Genomic DNA, 21,513 nt, shown 5'->3' on the forward strand with positions numbered 1-21,513 from the left:
GACGGCTGGGCGATGAGCCGCGAGTCCGATCTGATCGCCCGTCTGCGGGCGCTGGCGCCGCATCCGGGCGCGCGTGGGCTGATGGACGATGCCGCGGTGCTGGCGGCACCGCTCGGTCGCGACCTGGTGTTCACCCACGACATGCTGGTCGAGGGGGTTCATTATCTCGCCGCCGATCCCGCCGGGGACGTCGCGTGGAAGCTGCTCGCGGTCAACCTGTCCGATCTCGCCGCCAAGGGCGCCGATCCGCTCGGGGTGCTGATGGGCTATGGCATGAGCGGCGATCCCGACTGGGATGGTGCCTTCGTCGACGGGCTGGGACGCGCGCTCGACCATTTCGGGGTGGCGCTGCTCGGCGGCGACAGCGTCGCGCAGCCCGCGGGCGACGCACGGGTGCTCGGGCTCACCGCGATCGGCCAGGTGGCGCCGGGCGGCGCGCCCGACCGGCGCGGCGCGCAGGCGGGCGACATCCTCTATGCGACCGGGCCGATCGGCGATGCCGGGATCGGCCTCAGGATCGCGCGCGGCGAGATCGAGGGGCCGCGCCGGTTGCTCAAGGCCTATCGGCTGCCGATGCCGCGGCTCGCCGAGGGGCGGGCGCTCGCCTCGCTCGCCCATGCGATGGCCGATATCTCGGATGGGCTGCTGATCGACGCCGCGCGGATGGCGGCGGCTTCGGGTCTCGCGGTGACGATCGATCTCGACGCGGTGCCGCTGTCGGACGAGGCGGCGGCCTTCGGCACCGATCGCGCGGCGCGGCTGGCGGCGGCGACCGCCGGCGACGATTATCAACTGCTGTTCGCCGCGTCGCCCGATGCCGCCGCGGCGATCGAAGCCATTGCACGCGGCCATCGCCGGACGATCGCGGCGGTCGGGCGTTTCGGTCCGGGCGAGGGGCTGGACCTCAACGATGGCGTGGGCGCCGTCCCGCTTCCGGCCAGTCTCGGCTATGAGCATGGAAAAAGCGGCTGATTTCCGCGATTCTGCGTAGCTAAACACAGCTTGCAGACTGGTCCCATCCCGGACATAACTTTCCCATCACGACGAGATCCCCGAAATGGGGGCCGCGCGATCGCCTGAAAAGGAAGGGAGACAGGATGCTCATCTTGGAAGTGGCCATCGGTTGTGGCCTGCTCGCGATATTATATGGAATCATAACCAGTCGACAGGTGCTCGCCGCTTCGGCCGGCAATCAGACGATGCAGGACATCGCCGCAGCGATTCAGGAGGGCGCCAGCGCCTATCTTGGGCGACAATATCGCACTATTGCGATCGTCGGCGTGGTCGTCGCCGCGCTCGTCTTCTATTTCCTTGGCGCTACTTCGGCGATCGGCTTCCTGATCGGTGCGGTGCTGTCGGGTGTCACCGGCTTCATCGGCATGAACATCTCGGTGCGGGCCAATGTCCGCACCGCAGAGGCATCGCGGGTCGGGCTGCAGAACGGCCTGACCGTCGCCTTCCGCGCGGGCGCGGTCACCGGCATGCTGGTGGCGGGTCTCGCGCTGCTCGCGATCGCGGTCTTCTACCTCTATCTAACCCATGTCCGCGGGCTCGCCCCCAATGACCGGACCGTCATCGACGCGCTGGTCGCGCTCGCGTTCGGTGCGTCGCTGATCTCGATCTTCGCGCGGCTCGGCGGCGGCATCTTCACCAAGGCCGCCGACGTCGGTGCCGATCTGGTCGGCAAGGTCGAGGCGGGCATTCCTGAGGACGATCCCCGCAACCCGGCGACGATCGCCGACAATGTCGGCGATAATGTCGGCGACTGCGCCGGCATGGCGGCCGACCTGTTCGAAACCTATGTCGTCACCGTCGGTGCGACGATGGTGCTGACCGCTTTGCTCGTCGCGGGCGACGTGGTGTCGATCGGCAAGCTGATGTCGCTGCCGCTGATCATCGGCGGGGTCTGCATCATCACCTCGATCATCGGCACCTATATGGTCCGCCTCGGCTCGAACCAGTCGATCATGGGCGCGCTCTACAAGGGCTTCTGGACCACCGCGATCCTCTCGGTCCCGGCGATCTACGGCGTCACCGTCTGGACGCTCGGCGACATGACTACGCCGATCACCGTCGGCGACATCAGCTTCCCGGCGATGCACCTCTTCTATGCGGCGCTGGTCGGGCTCGCGGTGACCGGGTTGCTGGTGTGGATCACCGAATATTATACCGGCACCAATTATCGCCCGGTCCGGTCGATCGCCAAGGCCTCCGAAACCGGCCATGGCACCAACGTCATCCAGGGCCTCGCGATCAGCCTCGAGGCGACCGCGCTGCCGACCCTGGTGATCTGCGTCGGCATCGTCGTCGCCTATCAGCTCGCCGGGCTGATCGGCATCGCCTTTGCTGCGACCGCGATGCTGGCGCTCGCCGGCATGGTCGTCGCGCTCGACGCTTATGGTCCGGTCACCGACAATGCCGGCGGCATCGCCGAAATGGCGGGGCTCGACGAGAGCGTTCGGGTCAAGACCGATGCGCTCGACGCGGTCGGCAACACCACCAAGGCGGTGACCAAGGGCTATGCGATCGGATCGGCGGGTCTCGCCGCGCTGGTGCTGTTCGGCGCCTACACCACCGACCTCACCCATTATTTCCCTGATCTCGCGGTCAACTTCTCGCTGAGCAATCCGTACGTCATCGTCGGCCTGCTGCTCGGCGCGCTGCTGCCCTATATCTTCGGGGCGTTCGGCATGACCGCGGTCGGCCGGGCGGCGGGTGCGGTGGTCGAGGAGGTGCGTGCGCAGTTCCGCGAAAATCCGGGCATCATGGCCGGCACCAGCCGCCCGAACTATGCCCGCACCGTCGATCTGGTCACCAAGGCGGCGATCAAGGAGATGATCATCCCCAGCCTGTTGCCGGTGCTGGCGCCGATCATCGTCTATTTCCTGATCACCCAGGTCGCGGGGCAAGCCAACGGCTTCGCCGCGCTCGGCGCGCTGCTGCTCGGCGTGATCGTCTCGGGGCTGTTCGTCGCGCTGTCGATGACCTCGGGTGGCGGCGCCTGGGACAATGCCAAGAAATATATCGAGGACGGCAATCATGGCGGCAAGGGATCCGAAGCCCATAAGGCGGCGGTGACCGGCGATACCGTCGGCGATCCCTACAAGGACACCGCGGGTCCCGCGGTGAACCCGATGATCAAGATCACCAACATCGTCGCGCTGCTGCTGCTCGCGGCGCTGGCGCACGCGGTCTGATCGACGCTTTCGGTTGAGACTGGGCCCGTCCGGCAGCCGCCGGGCGGGCCTTTTCATGCGCAGCCTTGCCCCGGCGGACAGCGCCGCGCCCCGGCGCGAGCGGTAGCCAAGCTGTCACACATTCGTGCGACGGGCCGCTGGCTATGGCGATTTCTCCTAACGATCGAAGCCGGTGGCTGGCGACCTACGTCCTGCCGCACGAAAGCAGCATGCGCGGATGGCTGCGCGGATTCAGCGCGCTCGACGAGCCCGATATCGACGATCTGGTCCAGGAGACCTACGCGGTGCTGGCGATGCGCGACTCGGTCGACGGCATCGCCGATCCCCGGGCCTATGCGTTCCAGGTCGCCAAATCGCTGTTCCTGCAGAATGTCCGCCGGTCGAAGATCGTGTCGATCAGTACCGCCGCCGACCTTGCCGACCTGGACATCCCCGAGGATGCGCCATCTCCTTATCAGCATGCCGCCGGACGTGACGATCTCCAGCGGGTCGAGGCCGCGATCCGCAACATGCCGCCCCAGACGCGTCGGGTGTTCTGGCTGCGCCGGGTGGAAGGGCTGTCGCAGCGGGAAGTCGCCCAGACCATCGCGCTTTCCGAAAATACCGTGGAAAAACATATCGCGCGCGGCATAAGGATATTGATGGAGCAGTTCGGGCGTGGCGGAAAAAGCGTACGCCATGCATCTCCCCTCGATACCGGCCCGATCGGGGGTGTGGAAGACGCGCAGGAAAGTGCCGGCCCAGATGAACGACCGCGAGACCGCCAATATCATCGATGACGCGGCGGCCGACTGGGCGGCGAAGCTCGATCGCGGCCTCAGCGATCCCGAACAGGATGACCTCGACCATTGGCTGTCCGGCGATGTCCGCCGGGTGGGCGCGCTCGCGCGCGCACGCGCAATATGGTCGCACGCCGAATATGGGCTCGCGGGCGATCACCCCCCGCGGCCGGCCGCGATGCCGCCGGAGACTTCGCCGGCTGGCTCGGCATCGGTCTTCACGCGGCGGCGCCTGATCGCCGGCGGCATCGCGGCCGCGGTCTCGGTGGCGCTGATCCCGCTGCTGCACCAGCGCGCGCAGATCGTATCGAGCGACGTCGGCGAGGTTCGCCGGATCGCGCTGGAGGACGGCTCGACGGTGACGCTGGGGGCGGACAGCCGGATCCGGCGCGCCTTCAGCGCCAGCGAGCGGTTGATCGAGGTGCTTGCGGGCGAAGCCTTTTTCGAGGTCGCGCATGATCCGTCGCGGCCCTTCGTCGTCCTTGTGAAAGGCCTGGTGCTGCGCGCCGCCGCCACGGCGTTCGGCGTTCGCATGCTGGCGGGCGATCCGGTCTCGGTCCTCGTCAGCCATGGTCGCCTGCAGGTATCGGGCCTGGCGGCGGCCGCGACGGTCCTCGACGCGAACATGCGGCTGGACGTGGCCGGGTCTGCCGGGCCGGGCGCGGTCAGGGTGGTGACCCTCGAACCCGATATGCTCGAACGCGCGCTGGCCTGGCGCGACGGCATGCTCTCCTTCGAAGGCATCACCCTGTCCGCCGCGGTCGCGCAGTTCGACCGCTATGGGCCGGTGCGATTCGAGATCGCCGATCCGGCCCTCGCCCGGGAGAAGATCGCCGGACTCTTCGCCGCCAACGACCCCAAGGGTTTCGCGCGGGCGATCGCGCCCAGCCTCAATGCGCGCGCCGAGATCGATGGCGACCTGGTCAGGCTGTCGCCGGTGCGCGCCGCACAATAATTTTTGCGGCCGGTGGCGGAAGCGGCCGCGGCCCGCATCTACCCCGCGAGGCCGGCGAGGGCCGGCAACCTACAGGGGCTTCAGATGCGATTGATGACGGGATGTGGCGCGGCGATTGTCGCGGCGATGGCGTGCGGCTCTCATCCGGCGCTCGCGCAGATCCGTACGTTCGACCTGCGCGCACAGGATGCGGTCAAGGGCATTCCGGCGTTCGGGCGCCAGGCCGGCGTGCAGATCGTCGCACCGGCGGCAGGGCTTGCCGGCAAGCGGACGATGGCGGTCAAGGGCATGATGACGGTCGACGCTGCGCTCGAGCGCCTGCTCGTCGGCACCGGATTGCGCCCCGTCGCCCGCAGCGCGACGACGATCAGCCTGGGCGCGGACCTGGCCCGGCCGATCGCCGACACCAGGGCGGTGGAAACGCAGGAGGGCGACGACATCGTCGTCACCGGGTCGCATATCGCGCAGAATATCCGCGATAGCGCGACGCCGGTGGCGGTCGTCAGCGCCGAGGACATCCGGCTGTCGGGCGTGATCAACGTCGAGGACATCTTCAACGATTCGACGCAGTTCGTGCCGTCCACCAACGGCGGCGCCTATGGCAATGTCGTCCCCGGCGGTACCGCCGACGTGAATCTCCGTGGTTTCGGCGCGACCCGCAACCTGGTGCTGGTCAATGGACGCCGCTTCACGATTTCGGGTCCCGAACAGGTCACTGACCTCAACACCATCCCTTCGGCGCTGATCAAGCGGACCGAAATCGTCACCGGCGGCTCCTCCGCGGTCTACGGATCCGATGCGATCACCGGCGTCATCAACTTCATCCTGCGCGACGATTTCCAAGGCATCGAACTGGGCGGCCAGCTCAATCTCGACAGCCCCACCACCACGCCGACCTACAGCCTGGACCTTACGCTCGGCCATAATTTCGCCGATGGCCGCGGCAATATCACCGTGTCGGGAAACTATCTCGATCGCGGCGCCGTCACCCGGCGGGATCGCGGCAGCTTCGCCCCGAAATGGCTGGTCGACGGCTGCGCCACCCCCGATTCGTTCGATCCCCGCGGCGCGGGGACCCCGTTCAAGGTGCCGACCGGATCGACCTGCCGTGCCGCCGGCGGCGTACCGGGGCTGATCGCCAGCGGCAGCGGCGACATTCCCAACGGTCGCTTCACCGGCGTGCCGACGGTCGGCTCGTCGACCTCGAACCCCGCGCTCGACGCGGCGCTGGTCGCGGCGGGGCTGGGCGGCCTCGGCGCGCGTGGTTTCACCTTCAACGATGCGGGCACCACCGCACGGCCGGCGCTCGACCCCGAGGATAATTACAATCTCCAGCCCGACAATTATCTGATCGTTCCGCAGCAGCGCTGGATGGTGAACGGCTTCACCCATTTCGAATTCAGCGATCGGGCGACCGCTTATGGCGAATTCCATTATAGCCGGAACAAGGTCGACCAGCAGCTGGCGCCCGCCAGCATCAGCGGGACCTTTCTGGTCAACACCAACAACCCCTATCTCAGCGCGCCGATGCAGCAGCTGCTCAACCAGCTCGATCTCGCCGAGCGGACATCCAGCGCGACCAACCGGCCGGGGGACGGCCTGGCGGCACTGACGCTCGCCCGCCGCCTGGTCGAGGTCGGGCCGCGTTTCAACCGCAGCGAGCGCAATGTCGTGCGGGGCGTGGCCGGTTTACGGGGCAATATCGGCAGCGTTTCGCCGGATATCCTCAGCGATCTGTCCTACGATATCTATTACAGCTTCGCCCAGACCCGCCAGACCGACCGGCAGGACGGCAATATCTCGCGGACCCGCTTTCAGGCGGGACTGCTGTCGGTGGGCGGCGCACAGCCGCTGCTCAACATCTTCGGGCAGAACATGTCGCAGGCCGGCGTCGATTCGATCATCGGCGACGCGACCAACCGCGCACGGGCGCGCCAGCAGGTCGCGGCGGCCAATCTCTCGGGCCAGCTCTTCGCGATGCCCGCCGGGCCGGTGGCCTTCTCGCTCGGCGCCGAATGGCGCAGATCGTCGGCCCGCTACGATCCCGACAGTTTCCTGGCGTCGGGCGACGCCGTGGGTTTTCCGGCTAGCCTGCCGACCAGCGGCAGCATCACCGCCCGCGAACTCTATGGCGAGGTGAAGGTGCCGCTGCTCGCGGATCTGCCGTTGATCCGCAGGCTCGGGGTGAACGGCGCATTCCGTTATTCGGACTATGATCTGAAGGGCGTCGGTGGCGTCTGGACCTATCTCGGCGGCGTCGAATGGCGCGTCGACGACGGGATCGCCCTGCGCGGCCAGTATCAGCGTGCGGTGCGGGCGCCCAATGTCGGCGAATTGTTCGGTGGCCTGCGGCAGAGCAGCGAAGCGGCGGTCGATCCCTGTTCCAGCCGGCAGCCGCTGGCATCGCAGACTGCGGCGACGCGTGCGCTGTGCGTCGCGGGCGGAGTGCCCGCGAATCTCGTCTTCACCCAGACGGTTCAGCCCAACAATCTCGTCACCGCCACTTATGGCGGCAACCCGCAGCTGGGGGTGGAGAGTTCCGACACCTACACGCTGGGCGTGGTGCTGACCCCCAAGGCGATCCCGAGACTGTCGCTGAGCGTCGATTATTTCGACATCACCCTCGACGGGGCGATCGCGCCGCTCGGCGGCGGTCTGAACAACACGCTGAACCTCTGCTACAATGTCATCCAGGACGCAGACAGCCCGTTCTGCAAGGCGATCGCGCGAAACCCGGTCACGGGCGAGATCAGCAATCCCTACACCGCCAAGATCCTCCAGGCGAATACGGGATCGCTCAAGACCTCCGGCATCGACGTCGCGGCGCGTTACGGCGTCGATCTCGACTTCGGATTTCCGGGCCTGGGAGAGACCAGCCGGATCGACTTCAGCACCAACTGGACATGGACACGGGCATTCACCTCGACCCCGGTCGCGGCCCTGCCGAACATCAAGAATCGCTGCGTCGGGGCGTTCGGCACTACCTGCGGCGAGCCGATCCCCGAATTTCGCGGCGTGACCCGCGTGACATGGCGGACCGGCCCGCTCGATCTGAGCATCCGCGGCCGCTTCATCGATTCGGTCATGATCGACACCTATTTGCTGCCGAAGCGCGCGGGCGCCGCCAATGCGCCGGCGCTGGCCGATCTGGTCAACCCGCGGATCAAGGCGCAGCAATATTTCGACATCGCCTTCGCTTATCAGGCGACGGCCGGCATCAAGATCAACGGCGGGATCAACAATGTCCTGAACCATGCGCCGCCGATCGTGTCGAACCCGCGCGCCAACACCTATCCCACCACCTATGATGCTATGGGGATGGGCTTTTTCCTCGGCGCCACGGCCAAGTTCTGAGCCGATGACATCGGGTGATCGGATGTTCGGGCCCTTTGCCGGGATCGCGCTCGTGGCGATCCTGGCCTTGTCGCCGACGGCCGCGCTGGCCTGGGGCAACACCGGCCACCGGATTGTCGGTGCCATCGCCGAACATTATCTCGGCGGCGACGCACGGTCGGCGGTGAAGGCCATATTGGGTCCGGAAAGCCTCGCGGAGGCGTCGACCTGGCCCGATTTCATGCGGCAGAGCCCCGATCCCTATTGGCGAACCGCCGGCGCCTTCCACGCGGTGGTCGTGGACGAAGGCGGCCATTATGACGGTGCGAACGTGCCGGCCGAGGGCGATGCTTTCGTCGCCCTCGGCCGATTTGCCGCGACCCTTCGCGACAGCAGGGCGCCGCTCGGCGAGCGGCAACGCGCGCTGCGCTTCGTCATCCATATCGTCGGCGATCTCCAGCAGCCGCTCCACGCCTGCAATGGCCGGGATCATTGCGGCGGCGATATCGCGGTGACCATCTTCGGTGCGCCGATGAATCTCCATCAGGTCTGGGATTATGGCCTGATCGACCATGAACAGCTTGCGTACAGCGAATGGGCGTCCTGGCTGGTCGCGCGACTGGGACGAGACGATGTCGCGGGGCTGGGCAACCCCGATCCCCGGCTGTGGATCGCGGAAAGCGCGGCGCTCGGACGGCAAATCTATCCGGCCGATCCGGTCATCGGCAAGGATTATGCCTTTGCGAACAAGGCGATCCTCGAACAATGCCTGACGAAGGGCGGCCTGCGTCTTGCCGCCTATCTCAACGCCCTGTTCCGTGCACGATGATCCGATCGGCGCGCGAGCCGATCATCGTGCGCCGCAGCCGGTGGTACGCTGGGTCCAGCTGAGATTGGCGATCTTCCACTGGCCGGCCTCGCGGACCAGGTCGAAATGGTCGACCCCGCAATGGTGGAGCTTACCGTCGATCGAGAAGCTGTAGCGACCCCACACCATCGCGATATCGCCGTCGATCAGCACGGTCGGATCGGTTATCGTCTCCGCATAGCGTTCGGGCCCGGGCGCGAAGCGCGCATTGACCTCGGGCCAGCTGCGATGGGTGATCGTCCGGCTGCCGTCCTCCTTCTCGACCGCGACGGTGGCGCCGCCGCCCGGCGCATATTCGGTCTTGGCGATCGCGGCGGCGTCGCGCGCGGCGATTCCTGCGAACAGCGCATCGACCGTGCGCATCACCGCTGCGCGCTCGGCCGCGGCATCGGCAGGCACCGCTGCGGCGGCGGCCAGCAACGGCAGCAGGATCGTCATCGCCATCGATCGTCTCCCCTTGGTCGGCCGCGATCGGGCGCTCAGGCGGGCGCCTTCTTGCGGACCAGATAGCGATAGACGCCGATCAGGTTGATGACGAGCAGGATGATGTTCTGGGTGCCGATCCCCTTGGCTTCGCTGCTCAGGAAACCCCAGGCGATCAGCGCGATCGACGAGGTCACGAAGATGACGAAGCCGATCCCGGTCCAGCGACGGCCGAGATCGAGCGAGACGATCAGCGCGGCGATCGCCCCTGCCACCGCGCCATACCATTGCAGCGCGGTGACGACGGCATCGCTCATACCCCCATCGATCCGGCGCCGATCAGTTCGCGGCCGATCAGGAAGCGGCGGATCTCGTTGGTGCCGGCGCCGATGTCGTAGAGCTTGGCGTCGCGCAGCAGCCGCTCGACCGGCCACTCCTTGGTATAGCCCGCGCCGCCCAGCGCCTGGATCGCCTCGAGCGCGACCTTCACCGCATTTTCGCTGGCGAGCAGGATCGCGCCTGCCGCGTCGAACCGGGTGGTCCGGCCGGCGTCGCAGGCGCGCGCGACCGCGTAGACATAGGCGCGCGCCGAGTTGAGCGCGACATACATGTCGGCGATCTTGCCCTGCATCAGCTGGAACGATCCGATCGGCTTGCCGAACTGCTTGCGCTCGCTGACATAGGGCAGCACCACGTCGAGACAGGCCTGCATGATCCCGATCGGCCCGGCGGCGAGCACTGCGCGCTCATAATCGAGCCCCGACATCAGGATATTGACCCCGCGGCCCTCGGTGGAAACCAGATTCTCCTCGGGCACCTCGCAATCGTCGAACACCAGTTCGGCGGTGTCGGAGCCACGCATCCCCATCTTGTCGAGCTTCTTGGAGACCGAAAAACCCTTGAAGCCCTTCTCGATGATGAAGGTCGACAGCGATTTTTCGCCGGTCCGGGCATAGACGAACAGGGTGTCGGCATGCGGCGCGTTGGTGATCCAGAATTTGGTGCCGTTGAGGATGTAGCGGTCGCCGCGCTTCTCGGCCTTGAGCGTCATCGACACGACGTCCGATCCGGCGCCGGCCTCGGACATGGCGAGGCTGCCGACATGTTCGCCCGAGATGAGCTTCGGCAGATAGCGGTGCTTCTGCTCGTCATTACCCCAGCGGCGGAGCTGGTTGACGCACAGGTTCGAATGCGCGCCATAGCTCAGGCCCACCGACGCCGAGGCGCGCGATACCTCCTCCATCGCCACGACATGTTCGAGATAGCCGAGGCCGAGGCCGCCAAACTCCTCCTCGACGGTGATGCCGTGCAGGCCGAGCGCACCCATTTGCGGCCACAGCGCGCGCGGAAATTCGTTGCTTGCGTCGATCTCGGCCGCGATCGGCACGATCTTGTCGAGCGCGAACCGCTCGGTGGTCTCGCGGATCGCATCCGCCATCTCGCCGAGAGCGAAATCGAGCGCGTGGGCCATCGGGTCCTTCTCCATCTTTGAAACTTTATTACGTCTCTTACACAGGCCGGCGGTGCGGTGCGACCCCCTTGAAAAAATGGTCGAACGCGCCTCTAACCGCGGAGTTGCGGCGGTCCATGATGGGGACCCGAGTTAGGTGTGGACGCGCTAGGTTATGGACGACAGGCCCATATTCTTCGATGCGTCGGGGCGCAGGCGACGGCGTTTCGGTGCGGCACTGATCGCGTTCATCCTGCTGATCCTGCTGTCGATCGGGGTTTTCGTCGGTTCGATCATCGCGGTGGTGCCGCAAAGTCCGCTGCCGTTCGATGTCGAGCGGCCGGCGCTCAAGCCCGCCCCCGACGACACGCTGGTCCGCCATGGCGGCCGGCAGATCCGCCATATCTTCCGCAACGTCGAACGGATGCTCGGCCGCTATCCCACAGCGCCCGGCACGGTGCCGCAAAGCTATGTCTTCCATGCGCCGTGGGACGATGCCTCGTCGGCGTCGCTCGCGCGGCATGTCGAGGATGTCGACTGGGTGATCCCGGGCTGGATCTCGATCACCGGGCCCGATCACAAGGTGACCAGTTTCCCCGATCCGCGCGGCAAGGCGATCCTGAGCAGCGCGCGCCATCGGCCGAAGCTGATGCCGATGGTCCAGAACGCGCTCGACGGCGGCTGGGACGGCGAGGGGATCGCCGCGCTGCTCAAGGACCCCGTCCAGCGCAAGCTGGTGCTCGACCGGATGGACGCGCTGCTGATCCAGAATCAGGCGAGCGGGGTGTTCTTCGACTTCGAGGAACTGCCCGCCGACGCCCATCCTTATTATCGCCGCTTCCTCGCCGAGGCGAAGGCGCGGTTCGCACCGCAGGGGCTGATCGTCGCGATCGCGGTGCCGGTCGGCAATGACGACTGGAACCTGCCGGCCTATGCCAAGGTGGCCGACCGGCTGTTCCTGATGGCCTATGACGAGCATTCTGAACCCGGCGATCCGGGCCCGATCGCCAGCACCAACTGGTTCGCGGCGTCGGTCGCGCGATCGGTCCGCGGGGTCCCGCGCGCGCAGGTCGTCGTCGCGCTCGGTTCCTATGCCTATGACTGGCAGAAGGGCGGCGACACGATCGCGCATTCGGTCGAGGATGTCTGGCTGACCGCGCATGATTCGGGGGTGACCCCGATCTTCGACCGGGCCAGCGCCAACAGCCGCTTCGCCTATAGCGAGGGCGGGGTGCGCCACGACATCTGGCTGCTCGATGCCGCGGCGATGCGCGCACAGGTGACCGCGCTCAAGGCGATGGGGCTCAACGCGGTCGGGCTGTGGCGGCTCGGCACCGAAGATCCGTCGATCTGGACGATGTTCGGCCGCGGCCGGTCGATCCCGCCGGCTGCGGCGATCGAGGATATTCCGGCGGGCACCAATGTCGATATCGAAGGCAATGGCGAGATATTGCGGATCGGCGCGGTGCCGGTGCCCGGCCATCGCCACGTCGTCACCGACCGCAAAGGGGCGATCACCGATATCCGCTTCGACCGGCTGCCCTCGCCCTATCAGATCCAGCGGACCGGCTATCGCCCGGGGCTGATCGCGCTGACCTTCGACGATGGTCCCGATCCGGTGTGGACGCCGAAGATCCTCGACGTGCTCAAGGCCGAGAAGGTGCCGGCGACCTTCTTCATGGTCGGCGAAAATGCGCTGACCCAGCGCCCGTTGCTCGACCGGCTGGTGCGCGAGGGGCATGAGGTCGGCAGCCATACCTACACCCATCCCAATCTCGCCGAGGCGACGGTGCGCGAGACCGCGCTCGAACTCAACGCCAACCAGCGGCTGTTCCAGGCCTATACCGGCCGATCGCTCCGCCTGTTCCGCGCACCCTATTTCGGCGACGCCGAACCGACCACCGCCGACGAAATCGTGCCGGTCGCCGAGGCGCAGGCGCGCGGCTATCTGTCGGTCGGCCTCCATGTCGATCCCGACGACTGGAAACGGCCGGGGGTCGACGAGATCGTCCAGCGCACGATCGACGGGGTCGAAAGCGCCAGCCCGACCTTCAGCGCGCAGGTCGTGCTGCTCCACGATTCGGGCGGCGACCGCTCGCAGACGGTCGCCGCGCTGCCGATCCTGATCCATGAACTGCGCGCGCGCGGCTATCGCTTCGTTCCGGTCTCGACCCTCGCCGGGCTGAGCCACCAGCAGGTCAATCCGCCGATTTCCAGCAGCGATCGCCTGGCGGCGGAGGCCGATCTGGCGCTGTTCAGCTCGCTCGGCGGGATGGTGGTCGCGCTCAAATGGATTTTCCTGGTGGCGATCAGCGTCGGCATCTTGCGCGCGGTCACCCTGTCGGCGCTCGCGCTGTGGCAGGCGCGCCGCGAAAGCCTGACGATCTTCCCGGCGATCGATCCCGACCGCTTCGTGACCGTGCTGATCCCCGCCTTCAACGAGGAAAGGGTGATCGAACGCTCGGTGCGGCGCGTGCTCGACAGCCGCGACGTGCGGATCGAAGTGATCGTCATCGACGATGGATCGAAGGACCGTACCAGCGCGATCGTCACCGAATTGTTCGCCGACGATCCCCGGGTGCGGCTGCTGACCCTCGAAAATGGCGGCAAGGCGCGTGCGCTCAACAAGGGGCTCGAACGCGCGCAGGGCGAGATCGTGATCGCGCTCGACGCCGATACCCAGTTCGAACCCGCGACGATCGCCCGGCTGGCGCGCTGGTTCGTCGACGAGAAGCTCGGCGCGGTCGCGGGCAACGCCAAGGTCGGCAACCGGGTCAATCTCGTCACCCGCTGGCAGGCGCTCGAATATATCACCGCGCAGAATCTCGAGCGGCGCGCGCTGGCGCGGCTCGATGCGATCACGGTGGTGCCGGGCGCGGTCGGTGCCTGGCGGCTCGCGGCGATCCGCTCGGTCGGCGGCTATCCGCCCGACACCCTCGCCGAGGACCAGGACCTGACGATCGCGATCCAGCGCAAGGGCTGGAAGGTCACCTATGACCAATATGCGGTCGCCTGGACCGAGGCCCCCGAAAGCTTCCGCGGCCTTGCCAAGCAGCGTTTCCGCTGGGCTTACGGCACCCTCCAGTGCCTGTGGAAACATGGCGCTGTGATCCGCGAGGGCCGGCCGCGCGGGCTGGCGCGGATCGGCCTGCCACAGGCGATCGTCTTCCAGATCCTGCTCGCGTCGATCTCGCCGGTGATCGATCTCGCGCTGCTGATCAGCCTGTTCGCGACCTGGGTGTCGGTGCGCCAGCATGGCTGGGAGCAGACCCAGACCGACATCGACAAGATGCTGACCTATTGGCTGGTGTTCACCGCGATCGATCTGCTCGCCGCGTTCATCGCCTTCGCACTCGAACGGCGCGAGAAATGGCGGCTGCTGTGGTTGCTGATCCCGCAGCGGATCGGCTATCGCCAGATCATGTATTATGTCGTGCTGAAGGCGATCACCCAGGCGATGCGCGGTCCGAAGGTCGGCTGGGGCAAGCTCGAACGCAGCGGCCGCGTCGGTGCGGACAGCTGAGCCGGCGCAACGACTGATCCTTGCCGCCATCGCGGCGGCGCTGTGCGCGCTTCAGCTCTACGCCTTTCACTGGGGGGTGATCACCCCCGACACCGTCGTCCAATATGGCCAGGCGCTCACCGGACATTATGACGACTGGCATCCGCCGGTCACCGCCTGGTTCTGGCGCCAGCTGATTCACCTCCACCATGGCAGCGCGCCGTTCCTGCTGTTCGATGTCCTGCTCTACTGGACCGGGATCGCGTCGATCGCGCTGATCCTGCAACGCCGGGCCGGAATGCCGGCGGCGGCCGCCATTATCGTCTTCGCGTCGTTGCCGATCGGCTTCGGTGAGATCGGATCGATCCTCAAGGATTCGCTGCTCGCCTGCCTGCTGGTGATGGCGACGGCGCTGATCCTGCGACGCGAGGATCGCCCGCGGCGCTGGTGGCTCGCTGTCCTCGCCCTGCCGCTGATCGTCGTCGCCAGTGCGACCCGCTTCAACGCGGTGTTCGCGGCGGCACCGCTGATCGTCATGCTGCTGCCTGCCCACTGGGTGCGCACGCCGGCGCGGATGCTGATCGCCGGCATCGGTGCGGCGGCACTGCTGGCGTTCACCGGCTGGCTGATCAACGATGCGATGCTGGCGCCGACCAAATCGCGGCCGATCTTCTCGCTCGTCAATTTCGATCTTGCCGGCATCGCCGCGCATGGCGGCGGCAATCCCTATCCCTCGCTCGGCAATGCCGAGGCGGCGCGGCTCACCGCTTATTGTTACAATCCCAGACTCTACGGCCAGATCGACGACGATGGCTGCGCGCCGGCCGAAGATTCGCTGGTGGATTATGCCGACCGGCATCATCGCGGCGCGATCGCGATCTGGCTGAAGGCGGTGACCGCCGCGCCGCTGCCTTATGCCGCGCACCGGCTGGCGCATCTCAACTGGAACTGGCGCTTCCTCGTCGCCGATATCCCCAACGACGCGGTCTATATCATGAGCGAATCCAATGACCTGGGGCTCCGCTTCATACCCAACGGGCTGACGAGGGCGGTCGGCGTGGCGGCGCGGTGGATGGCATGGTCGCCGTTCGGCCGGCCGATCAGCTGGCTGGCGATCGCCATCGGGCTGCTGGTGATCGCGCCCGGGCTGCCGAGTCGCCGGTTCGTGACCGCGATGGCGGTTTCGGCGCTGCTCTATGGCGGCGGCTATGCCGCGATCAGCGTCTCGTGCGACCTGCGCTATAATTTATGGACGATGCTGGCGGTGATGATCGGTCTGGCGGTGGCGTTCGCCGATTGGCGGGCCTGCGTGGCAAGGCCCGGGAAAGTGGGTGCTTTATGGGCGATGGTGCCGTTCATGCTGGTGGCTGTGTTGGAAATGGCCGCGTTTGGCACCGGTGCGCGCTGAGGATGTCATAAAATTGTAATATAAACGTCACTATTTTGGCATCAGCCCGGCATAGCAGCAACCTCAGAGCAACAATGGCGCTCGAGGGGAAATAATCCATGAAGCTGCAAAATCTCATTCTCGCCGGTGCGGCGCTGGGCGCGGCGATGCTGCCGGTGCAGGCGATGGCGCGCACCCAGATCCGCGCGGTCGGATCGTCGACCGTCTATCCGTTCGCGACCGCGGTCGCCGAGCGCTTCGCCCGTGCCAACCCGAAATTCGGCGCGCCGATCATCGAATCGACCGGGACCGGCGGTGGCATGAAGCTGTTCTGCGCCGGCGTCGGCGAGCAATTCCCCGACATCGAGAATGCCTCGCGCCGGATGAAGGCATCGGAAGCCAAGACCTGCGCGTCGAACGGGGTGTCGAAAGTCGCCGAAGTCCAGGTCGGCCTCGACGGTATCGCCGTCGCGACCGCCAAGGCCTCGCCGCTGTCGGGCCTGACCGACATTGACATCTACAAGGCGGTCGCGAAGACCCCTTATGGCAAGCCGAACAAGGCGGTCACCTGGAAGGACGTCAATCCGAAGCTGCCTGCACTCAAGATCCAGGTCTACGGGCCGCCGCCGACCTCGGGCACCCGCGACGCCTTCGGCGAGCTGATCATGACCGCGGCCTGCGAGAAGAATGCCGCGATGGCCGCGCTCAAGAAGAGCGACGAAGCCAAGTTCAAGGCGATCTGCACCGCGGTGCGCGAGGATGGCGGCTATGTCGAAGCCGGCGAGAACGACAATCTGATCGTCTCGAAGCTCGAGGCCAATCCGGGCACGGTCGGCCTGTTCGGCTATAGCTATCTCGAAGAAAATGCCTCGCAGATCAAGGGTATCGCCATCAACGGCGTCGTCCCGACCTATGACAGCATCGCCAGCTTCAAATATCCGGGCGCGCGTCCGCTCTATGTTTATGTGAAGCTCGCCCATGTCCGCGCGATCCCGGCGATCAAGCCCTATCTGGCCGAATTCACCAAGGAAGCGACCTGGAGCAAGACCGGCTATCTCGCCCAGCGCGGCCTGATCGCCTCGCCCGATGCGGTCCGCGCCAAGTCGGCCCAGATCGCCGCGACGCTCACGCCGCTCGATTTCGCAGTCCTGAAATAGGGCCGGCAGGGGATTGACGGCCCGCACGGTACGAGCCGGCGGGCCGTTGCCCGAAGTCACGACATCGACCCGAAAGGGGGAACCATGAAGATCATCAAGATCGTGGCGGGCCTGCTCGCCACCAGCATGCTGACCGTCGTCGCCGCGCCCGCTTTTGCGCAGGATACGCCTGCACCTGCCGAAGCGCCCACCGAAGAGGCGGCGCCGACCGCCGAGGACATCGCCGCCCAGACCGCCTTTCTCGCCGCGCAGGTCGAAGCGCTCCAGGCGCAGATCGAAGCGCTCAAGAAACAGGTCGCGGGCGCCGCACCGTCGTGGAAAGGCGCGCCGCAATGGGCCGACAGCGGCGCCGGCTGGTCGTTCAAGCCGAAGGGCTTCGTCCAGTTCGACGCGGGCTATGTGTCGATCCCGGGGCCGACCCGTGCCGGCACCGTCGGTGGTCTCAACTATAATAATCTCGGCTTCAACACCCGCGCCCGTCGCCTCGTGTTCGGGGCGGAGGGCACGATGCCGGGCGGCTTCGCCTACAAGGTCGAGTTCAACCTCGCCCAGGGCGCCGTCGATTATGAGGACATCACCCTGAGCTGGCAGAAGCCGGGGTCGCCGATCATCGTCACCGTCGGCAACATGTATCCGCTGTCCAGCCTCGAATCGATGACCAGTTCGCGGCTCGGCTCGATGATGGAGCGGTCGCAGTTCACCGACGCCTTCGTCTATAACCGCCGGCTCGGCGCCACCATCGGCTATGTCAATCCGACCGGCGACCTGTCGGTCACCGCCGGTATCTTCAGCACCGAGATCAACGAAAATCCGGCAACCTTCGACCGCACCGGCTGGCAGCTTGCGGGCCGCACCGTGTGGAGTCCGAAATGGGGCGAAACCCAGCTCCACCTCGGCGTCAACGCGCAATATCGCAAGGCGAAGCGCGATATCCAGAATGTCCAGTATCGCGCGCGTCCCGCGACCCAGATCACCGATCAGCGCTTCGTCGACACCGGCCTGATCGCCGCCGACGGCGACACCACTTTGGGGGCCGAGCTCGCGGCGATCCACGGGCCGATCCATGCGGTCGCCGAAGCGCAGAAGATCTGGGTGCGCGGCTATGCACCGGGCAAGACCTTCGGCGCTAACAATGGCGTCAACGGCGCCGCCTTCTACACCGGCGACCCGTCTTTCTGGTCGGCTTATGGCGAGGTCGGCTTCTACCTGACCGGGGAGAGCCGTGGCTACAAGGGCGGTCGCTGGGACCGCACCAAGGTGCTGCACCCGGTCGATCAGGGGGGCTGGGGCGCGTTCCAGATCAACGGCCGGATCGACTATGTGAACCTCAACGACGCGACCGGCAGCGGTGCGGCGCTGGCGGCGCCCAACTATGTCAATGGCGGCCGCGAGACCGAATATCAGGCGAGCCTGATCTGGAACCCGATCGACTATATCCGGCTGATGGCCGAATATAGCCGGCATCATGTCAACGGTGGGCCGCGTGCCACCACGATCGATCCGAGCCCGGGTTTCGCGCTCGACAAGGACTATGATTTCAATTCGATCGCGATGCGCGCGCAGGTCGAGTTCTGATCCGGATCGAAGCATAGCGTCGTCTGAAATCTGGGGGCCGGCGATGCGTGCATTGCCGGCCCTTTTTCCTTGCCGCGCACGGTGCGGCCGTTGACTTGCGCATCGGCGCCCCGCAATCGAAGCGTCATGCGCTTCTTCTCCGACAACGCCGCCCCCGTCTGTCCCGAGGTGATGACGGCGATCGCCGCCGCCAACCAGGTCGACACCGCTTATGATGGCGACGCCCTCAGCAAACGGCTCGACGGGGCCTTTTCGGATCTGTTCGGAACCCCGGTCGCGGCCTTGTGGGTGTCGAGCGGGACCGCCGCCAATTCGCTCGCGCTCGCCGCGCTGGCGCAGTCGCACCAGGCGGTGCTGTGCCATGACGAGGCGCATATCCAGGTCGACGAATGCGGCGCCCCCGAATTCTACACCGGCGGGGCCAAGCTGCTGCTGGTCGGCGGCGAAGGCGCAAAGCTGACGCCCGATGCGGTGACCGCGCGGCTTGCTACGATCCGCACCGGCGACGTCCATCATATGCAGCCGGCGGCGCTGTCGATCACCAACGCCACCGAATATGGGCTGGTCTACACCCCCGATCAGGTCGCAGCACTGGGCGAGGTCGCCAAGGCGCGCGGGCTCGGCTTCCATATGGATGGCGCCCGCTTCGCCAATGCGGTGGTGAACCTCGGCTGCGATCCGGGCGACCTGACCTGGCGCGCCGGAATCGACGCATTGAGCTTCGGCTTCGTGAAAAATGGCGGGCTGTCGGCCGAGGCACTGATCTTCTTCGATCCCGAACTGGCCGCGGCGACCCGCTATCGCCGCAAGCGTGCCGGCCATCTCCTGTCGAAGGGGCGCTTCGCCGCCGCGCAGATTCTGGCGATGCTCGACGACGATGTCTGGCGGCGCAACGCGCGTGCCGCCAATGGAGGCGCGCGCCGGATCGCTGCCGCCGCGGGCGATCGGCTGGTCCATCCGGTCGAGGCGAATGAGCTTTTCGTGCGGATGACCGCCGACGAGGCGGCAAGCCTGCGGGCACAGGGCTTCGACTTCTACGACTGGAGCCCGGGGGTGATCCGACTGGTGCTGAGCTGGAGCCAGCCCGAGGCGGAGGTGGTGGCGCTCGGCGCGGCGATCGCCGCGCTGTGACCCTGACCGGCCAAGCATGACCGCACCCGCCGCGGTGCCGCCGCGCGTCGTCCTGCCCTTCGTCATCGTCACGCTGATCTGGGGATCGACCTGGATCGTCGTGCGCGACCAGGCCGCCAGCGTGCCGACCGGCTGGGCGGTCTGCTACCGCTTCCTCGTTGCCGCGGCGGCGATGTTCGCCTTCGCGCGCTGGTCGGGTGCCTCGGCGCGGATCGGACGCGAGGGCATGGTCTTCGCCGCCGGGGTCGGCGTGCTGCAGTTCTTTCTCAACTTCCTGTGCGTCTATCAGGCCGAACGCAGCGTGACCTCGGGCGTGGTGGCGATGATCTATGCGCTGCTGATCGTGCCCAACATGCTGCTGTCGTGGCTCTTGCTGGGCCACCGGGTTTCGCGGCTGTTCCTGGTCGGCACCGCGATCTCGATCATGGGGATGGCGCTGCTCTTCTCGCACGAACTGGCCGATGCAGCGCTCGGCGATGCGAAGGTGCTGGCGGGAATCGGGCTTGCGCTGCTCGGGGTGCTGGCGGCGTCGGGATCCAACGTCATGCAGGCGAGCGTCCGAGGCCGGCAGCTGCCGCCGGTGCCGGCGATGGCCTGGGCGATGCTGATCGGCGCGAGCTGCAGCGCGGCCTTCGCGCTCGTCACCGCCGGACCGCCTACGATCGACCCGCGCCCCACCTTCCTGCTCGGCACCCTCTATCTCGGGCTGTTCGGATCGGCGGTGACCTATCCGCTCTATTTCTTCGTGATCCGGCAGATCGGCCCTGCGAAAGCGGCCTATAGCGGGGTGCTGATCCCGATCATTGCCATGGCGATCTCGACCGTCGTCGAGGATTATCGCTGGTCGACGAGCGCGGTTGCCGGCGCGGCGCTGGCGCTCGGCGGCCTGCTCGTCGCGATCAGGTCGCGCTGATCAGGCTGCGCAAACCGGCGCGATAGTCGGCAAAGCGCGGCGTCCAGCCGAGCAGCCGCCGCGCCTTGCCGTTCGCGACCCGGCGATTTTCGGCATAGAAGGCGCGCGCGGCGGGCGACAGCGCCGCGGCGTCGAGATCGAGCAAGGGCGGCCATGGCCGGCCGAGCAGGTCGCAGGCGGCCTCGATTACCTGATTCTGGCTGCTGGGTCGGTCGTCGGCAAGATTGTAGATTCCCGCCGGGCCGCGGGCGATGCTCGTCAGCACGCCGCCGACGATATCGTCGACATGGACGCGGCTGAACACCTGGTCGCGCAGGTCGACCCGGTGGACCCGGCCTTCGCGAACCCGGTCGATCGCCGACCGCCCCGGACCATAGATTCCGGGCAGCCTGAATATCCGCGACTCGGGGTGGAGCGCCTGCCATGCCAGGTCGGCGGCGGTGCGCCCGCTTCGGCGCCCGCGGCCGACCGGCGCGCTCTCGTCGACCCAGGCGCCGCCGGTGTCGCCATAGACCCCGGTCGACGACAGATAGCCGATCCAGCGTGCATCGCTCTGCGCGAGCATCGCCGTATGGCGGACGAGCACCGGATCGTCTTCGCCGGCGGGGGGCACCGAGGAAAGGATATGGGTCGCGGCGGCAATCGCGCGGGAAACTGCCATTTCGTCATCGATCGTCGTCCGATCGATCCGCGCGACCCGCCAGCCCTGCGCTTCCAGCGCGGCGGCGATGCGCGAGGCGGTGTAGCCCGGACCGAAGATCAGCAGCGAAGACATACCCTAGGGTGTAGCCCGGAGCAGCCCCGCTAACCATTGTTTCCTCGATAAGGCGGAGTTAGACCCCG

Annotated in this window: 16 protein-coding genes; 12 read left to right on the forward strand and 4 right to left on the reverse strand. The window is 66.8% G+C overall.

Annotation, left to right across the window (positions count from 1 at the left end):
• Window positions 1–12 precede the first annotated feature (12 nt).
• The 6 genes from thiL to AC1RM6_RS15475 all read left to right on the forward strand — a co-directional run bounded on the left by thiL (window position 13) and on the right by AC1RM6_RS15475 (window position 9,093).
• Window positions 13–972, forward strand: a complete 960-nt coding sequence (gene thiL / locus AC1RM6_RS15450) for a thiamine-phosphate kinase (protein ID WP_493102699.1) — start codon at window positions 13–15, stop codon at window positions 970–972.
• A 125-nt stretch (window positions 973–1,097) separates the two neighbouring features.
• A complete protein-coding gene (locus tag AC1RM6_RS15455; RefSeq protein WP_493102701.1) occupies window positions 1,098–3,197 on the forward strand; it encodes a sodium-translocating pyrophosphatase in 2,100 nt (699 codons plus the stop codon).
• Between the two features lie 65 nt (window positions 3,198–3,262).
• Window positions 3,263–3,976 carry an RNA polymerase sigma factor gene (locus AC1RM6_RS15460; RefSeq protein WP_493102703.1) on the forward strand — a complete coding sequence of 238 codons (714 nt, stop codon included), beginning with the start codon at window positions 3,263–3,265 and terminating at the stop codon, window positions 3,974–3,976.
• The gene (locus AC1RM6_RS15465; protein ID WP_493102705.1) at window positions 3,942–4,931 is read left to right on the forward strand and encodes a FecR family protein; all 990 of its coding nucleotides are present in this window, start codon (window positions 3,942–3,944) and stop codon (window positions 4,929–4,931) included. Before AC1RM6_RS15460 ends, AC1RM6_RS15465 begins: the two co-directional genes overlap by 35 nt.
• Window positions 4,932–5,015: 84 nt before the next feature.
• Window positions 5,016–8,285, forward strand: coding sequence for a TonB-dependent receptor domain-containing protein (locus AC1RM6_RS15470; protein WP_493102707.1), 3,270 nt, complete (start codon window positions 5,016–5,018; stop codon window positions 8,283–8,285).
• Between the two features lie 22 nt (window positions 8,286–8,307).
• On the forward strand, window positions 8,308–9,093 hold the full coding sequence (locus AC1RM6_RS15475; RefSeq protein ID WP_493102709.1) for a S1/P1 nuclease: 786 nt from the start codon (window positions 8,308–8,310) through the stop codon (window positions 9,091–9,093).
• Between the two features lie 21 nt (window positions 9,094–9,114).
• Here the strand turns inward: AC1RM6_RS15475 and AC1RM6_RS15480 are convergent, their stop codons facing one another.
• The 3 genes from AC1RM6_RS15480 to AC1RM6_RS15490 are packed head-to-tail and all read right to left on the reverse strand — an operon-like array spanning window position 9,115 to window position 11,026.
• The gene (locus tag AC1RM6_RS15480; RefSeq protein ID WP_493102711.1) at window positions 9,115–9,576 is read right to left on the reverse strand and encodes a nuclear transport factor 2 family protein; all 462 of its coding nucleotides are present in this window, start codon (window positions 9,574–9,576) and stop codon (window positions 9,115–9,117) included.
• A gap of 35 nt (window positions 9,577–9,611) precedes the next feature.
• A complete protein-coding gene (locus AC1RM6_RS15485; RefSeq protein WP_493102713.1) occupies window positions 9,612–9,872 on the reverse strand; it encodes a hypothetical protein in 261 nt (86 codons plus the stop codon).
• The gene (locus AC1RM6_RS15490) at window positions 9,869–11,026 is read right to left on the reverse strand and encodes an isovaleryl-CoA dehydrogenase (protein WP_493102714.1); all 1,158 of its coding nucleotides are present in this window, start codon (window positions 11,024–11,026) and stop codon (window positions 9,869–9,871) included. Before AC1RM6_RS15490 ends, AC1RM6_RS15485 begins: the two co-directional genes overlap by 4 nt.
• A gap of 154 nt (window positions 11,027–11,180) precedes the next feature.
• Between AC1RM6_RS15490 and AC1RM6_RS15495 the strand changes: the two genes are divergently transcribed.
• The 6 genes from AC1RM6_RS15495 to AC1RM6_RS15520 all read left to right on the forward strand — a co-directional run bounded on the left by AC1RM6_RS15495 (window position 11,181) and on the right by AC1RM6_RS15520 (window position 20,670).
• Window positions 11,181–14,528, forward strand: a complete 3,348-nt coding sequence (locus AC1RM6_RS15495) for a glycosyltransferase (protein WP_493102716.1) — start codon at window positions 11,181–11,183, stop codon at window positions 14,526–14,528.
• Entirely contained in the window at window positions 14,515–15,915 is a 1,401-nt protein-coding gene (locus AC1RM6_RS15500) for a glycosyltransferase family 39 protein (RefSeq protein ID WP_493102718.1), read from the forward strand. Before AC1RM6_RS15495 ends, AC1RM6_RS15500 begins: the two co-directional genes overlap by 14 nt.
• Before the next feature lie 98 nt (window positions 15,916–16,013).
• On the forward strand, window positions 16,014–17,051 hold the full coding sequence (locus AC1RM6_RS15505) for a substrate-binding domain-containing protein (RefSeq protein WP_493102720.1): 1,038 nt from the start codon (window positions 16,014–16,016) through the stop codon (window positions 17,049–17,051).
• 84 nt (window positions 17,052–17,135) lie between these two features.
• Window positions 17,136–18,626 (forward strand): porin, encoded by a 1,491-nt coding sequence (locus tag AC1RM6_RS15510; protein WP_493102721.1) that lies wholly within the window; start codon window positions 17,136–17,138, stop codon window positions 18,624–18,626.
• A gap of 126 nt (window positions 18,627–18,752) precedes the next feature.
• The gene (locus AC1RM6_RS15515) at window positions 18,753–19,757 is read left to right on the forward strand and encodes a threonine aldolase family protein (protein WP_493102723.1); all 1,005 of its coding nucleotides are present in this window, start codon (window positions 18,753–18,755) and stop codon (window positions 19,755–19,757) included.
• 16 nt (window positions 19,758–19,773) lie between these two features.
• Window positions 19,774–20,670, forward strand: a complete 897-nt coding sequence (locus AC1RM6_RS15520; RefSeq protein WP_493102725.1) for a DMT family transporter — start codon at window positions 19,774–19,776, stop codon at window positions 20,668–20,670.
• Here AC1RM6_RS15520 and AC1RM6_RS15525 read toward each other — a convergent pair.
• On the reverse strand, window positions 20,657–21,445 hold the full coding sequence (locus AC1RM6_RS15525) for a Rossmann-fold NAD(P)-binding domain-containing protein (protein ID WP_493102727.1): 789 nt from the start codon (window positions 21,443–21,445) through the stop codon (window positions 20,657–20,659). The genes AC1RM6_RS15520 and AC1RM6_RS15525 overlap by 14 nt on opposite strands.
• Window positions 21,446–21,513: the final 68 nt, after the last annotated feature.

This window comes from Rhizorhabdus sp. GW822-FHT03C02 (genome assembly GCF_058801765.1).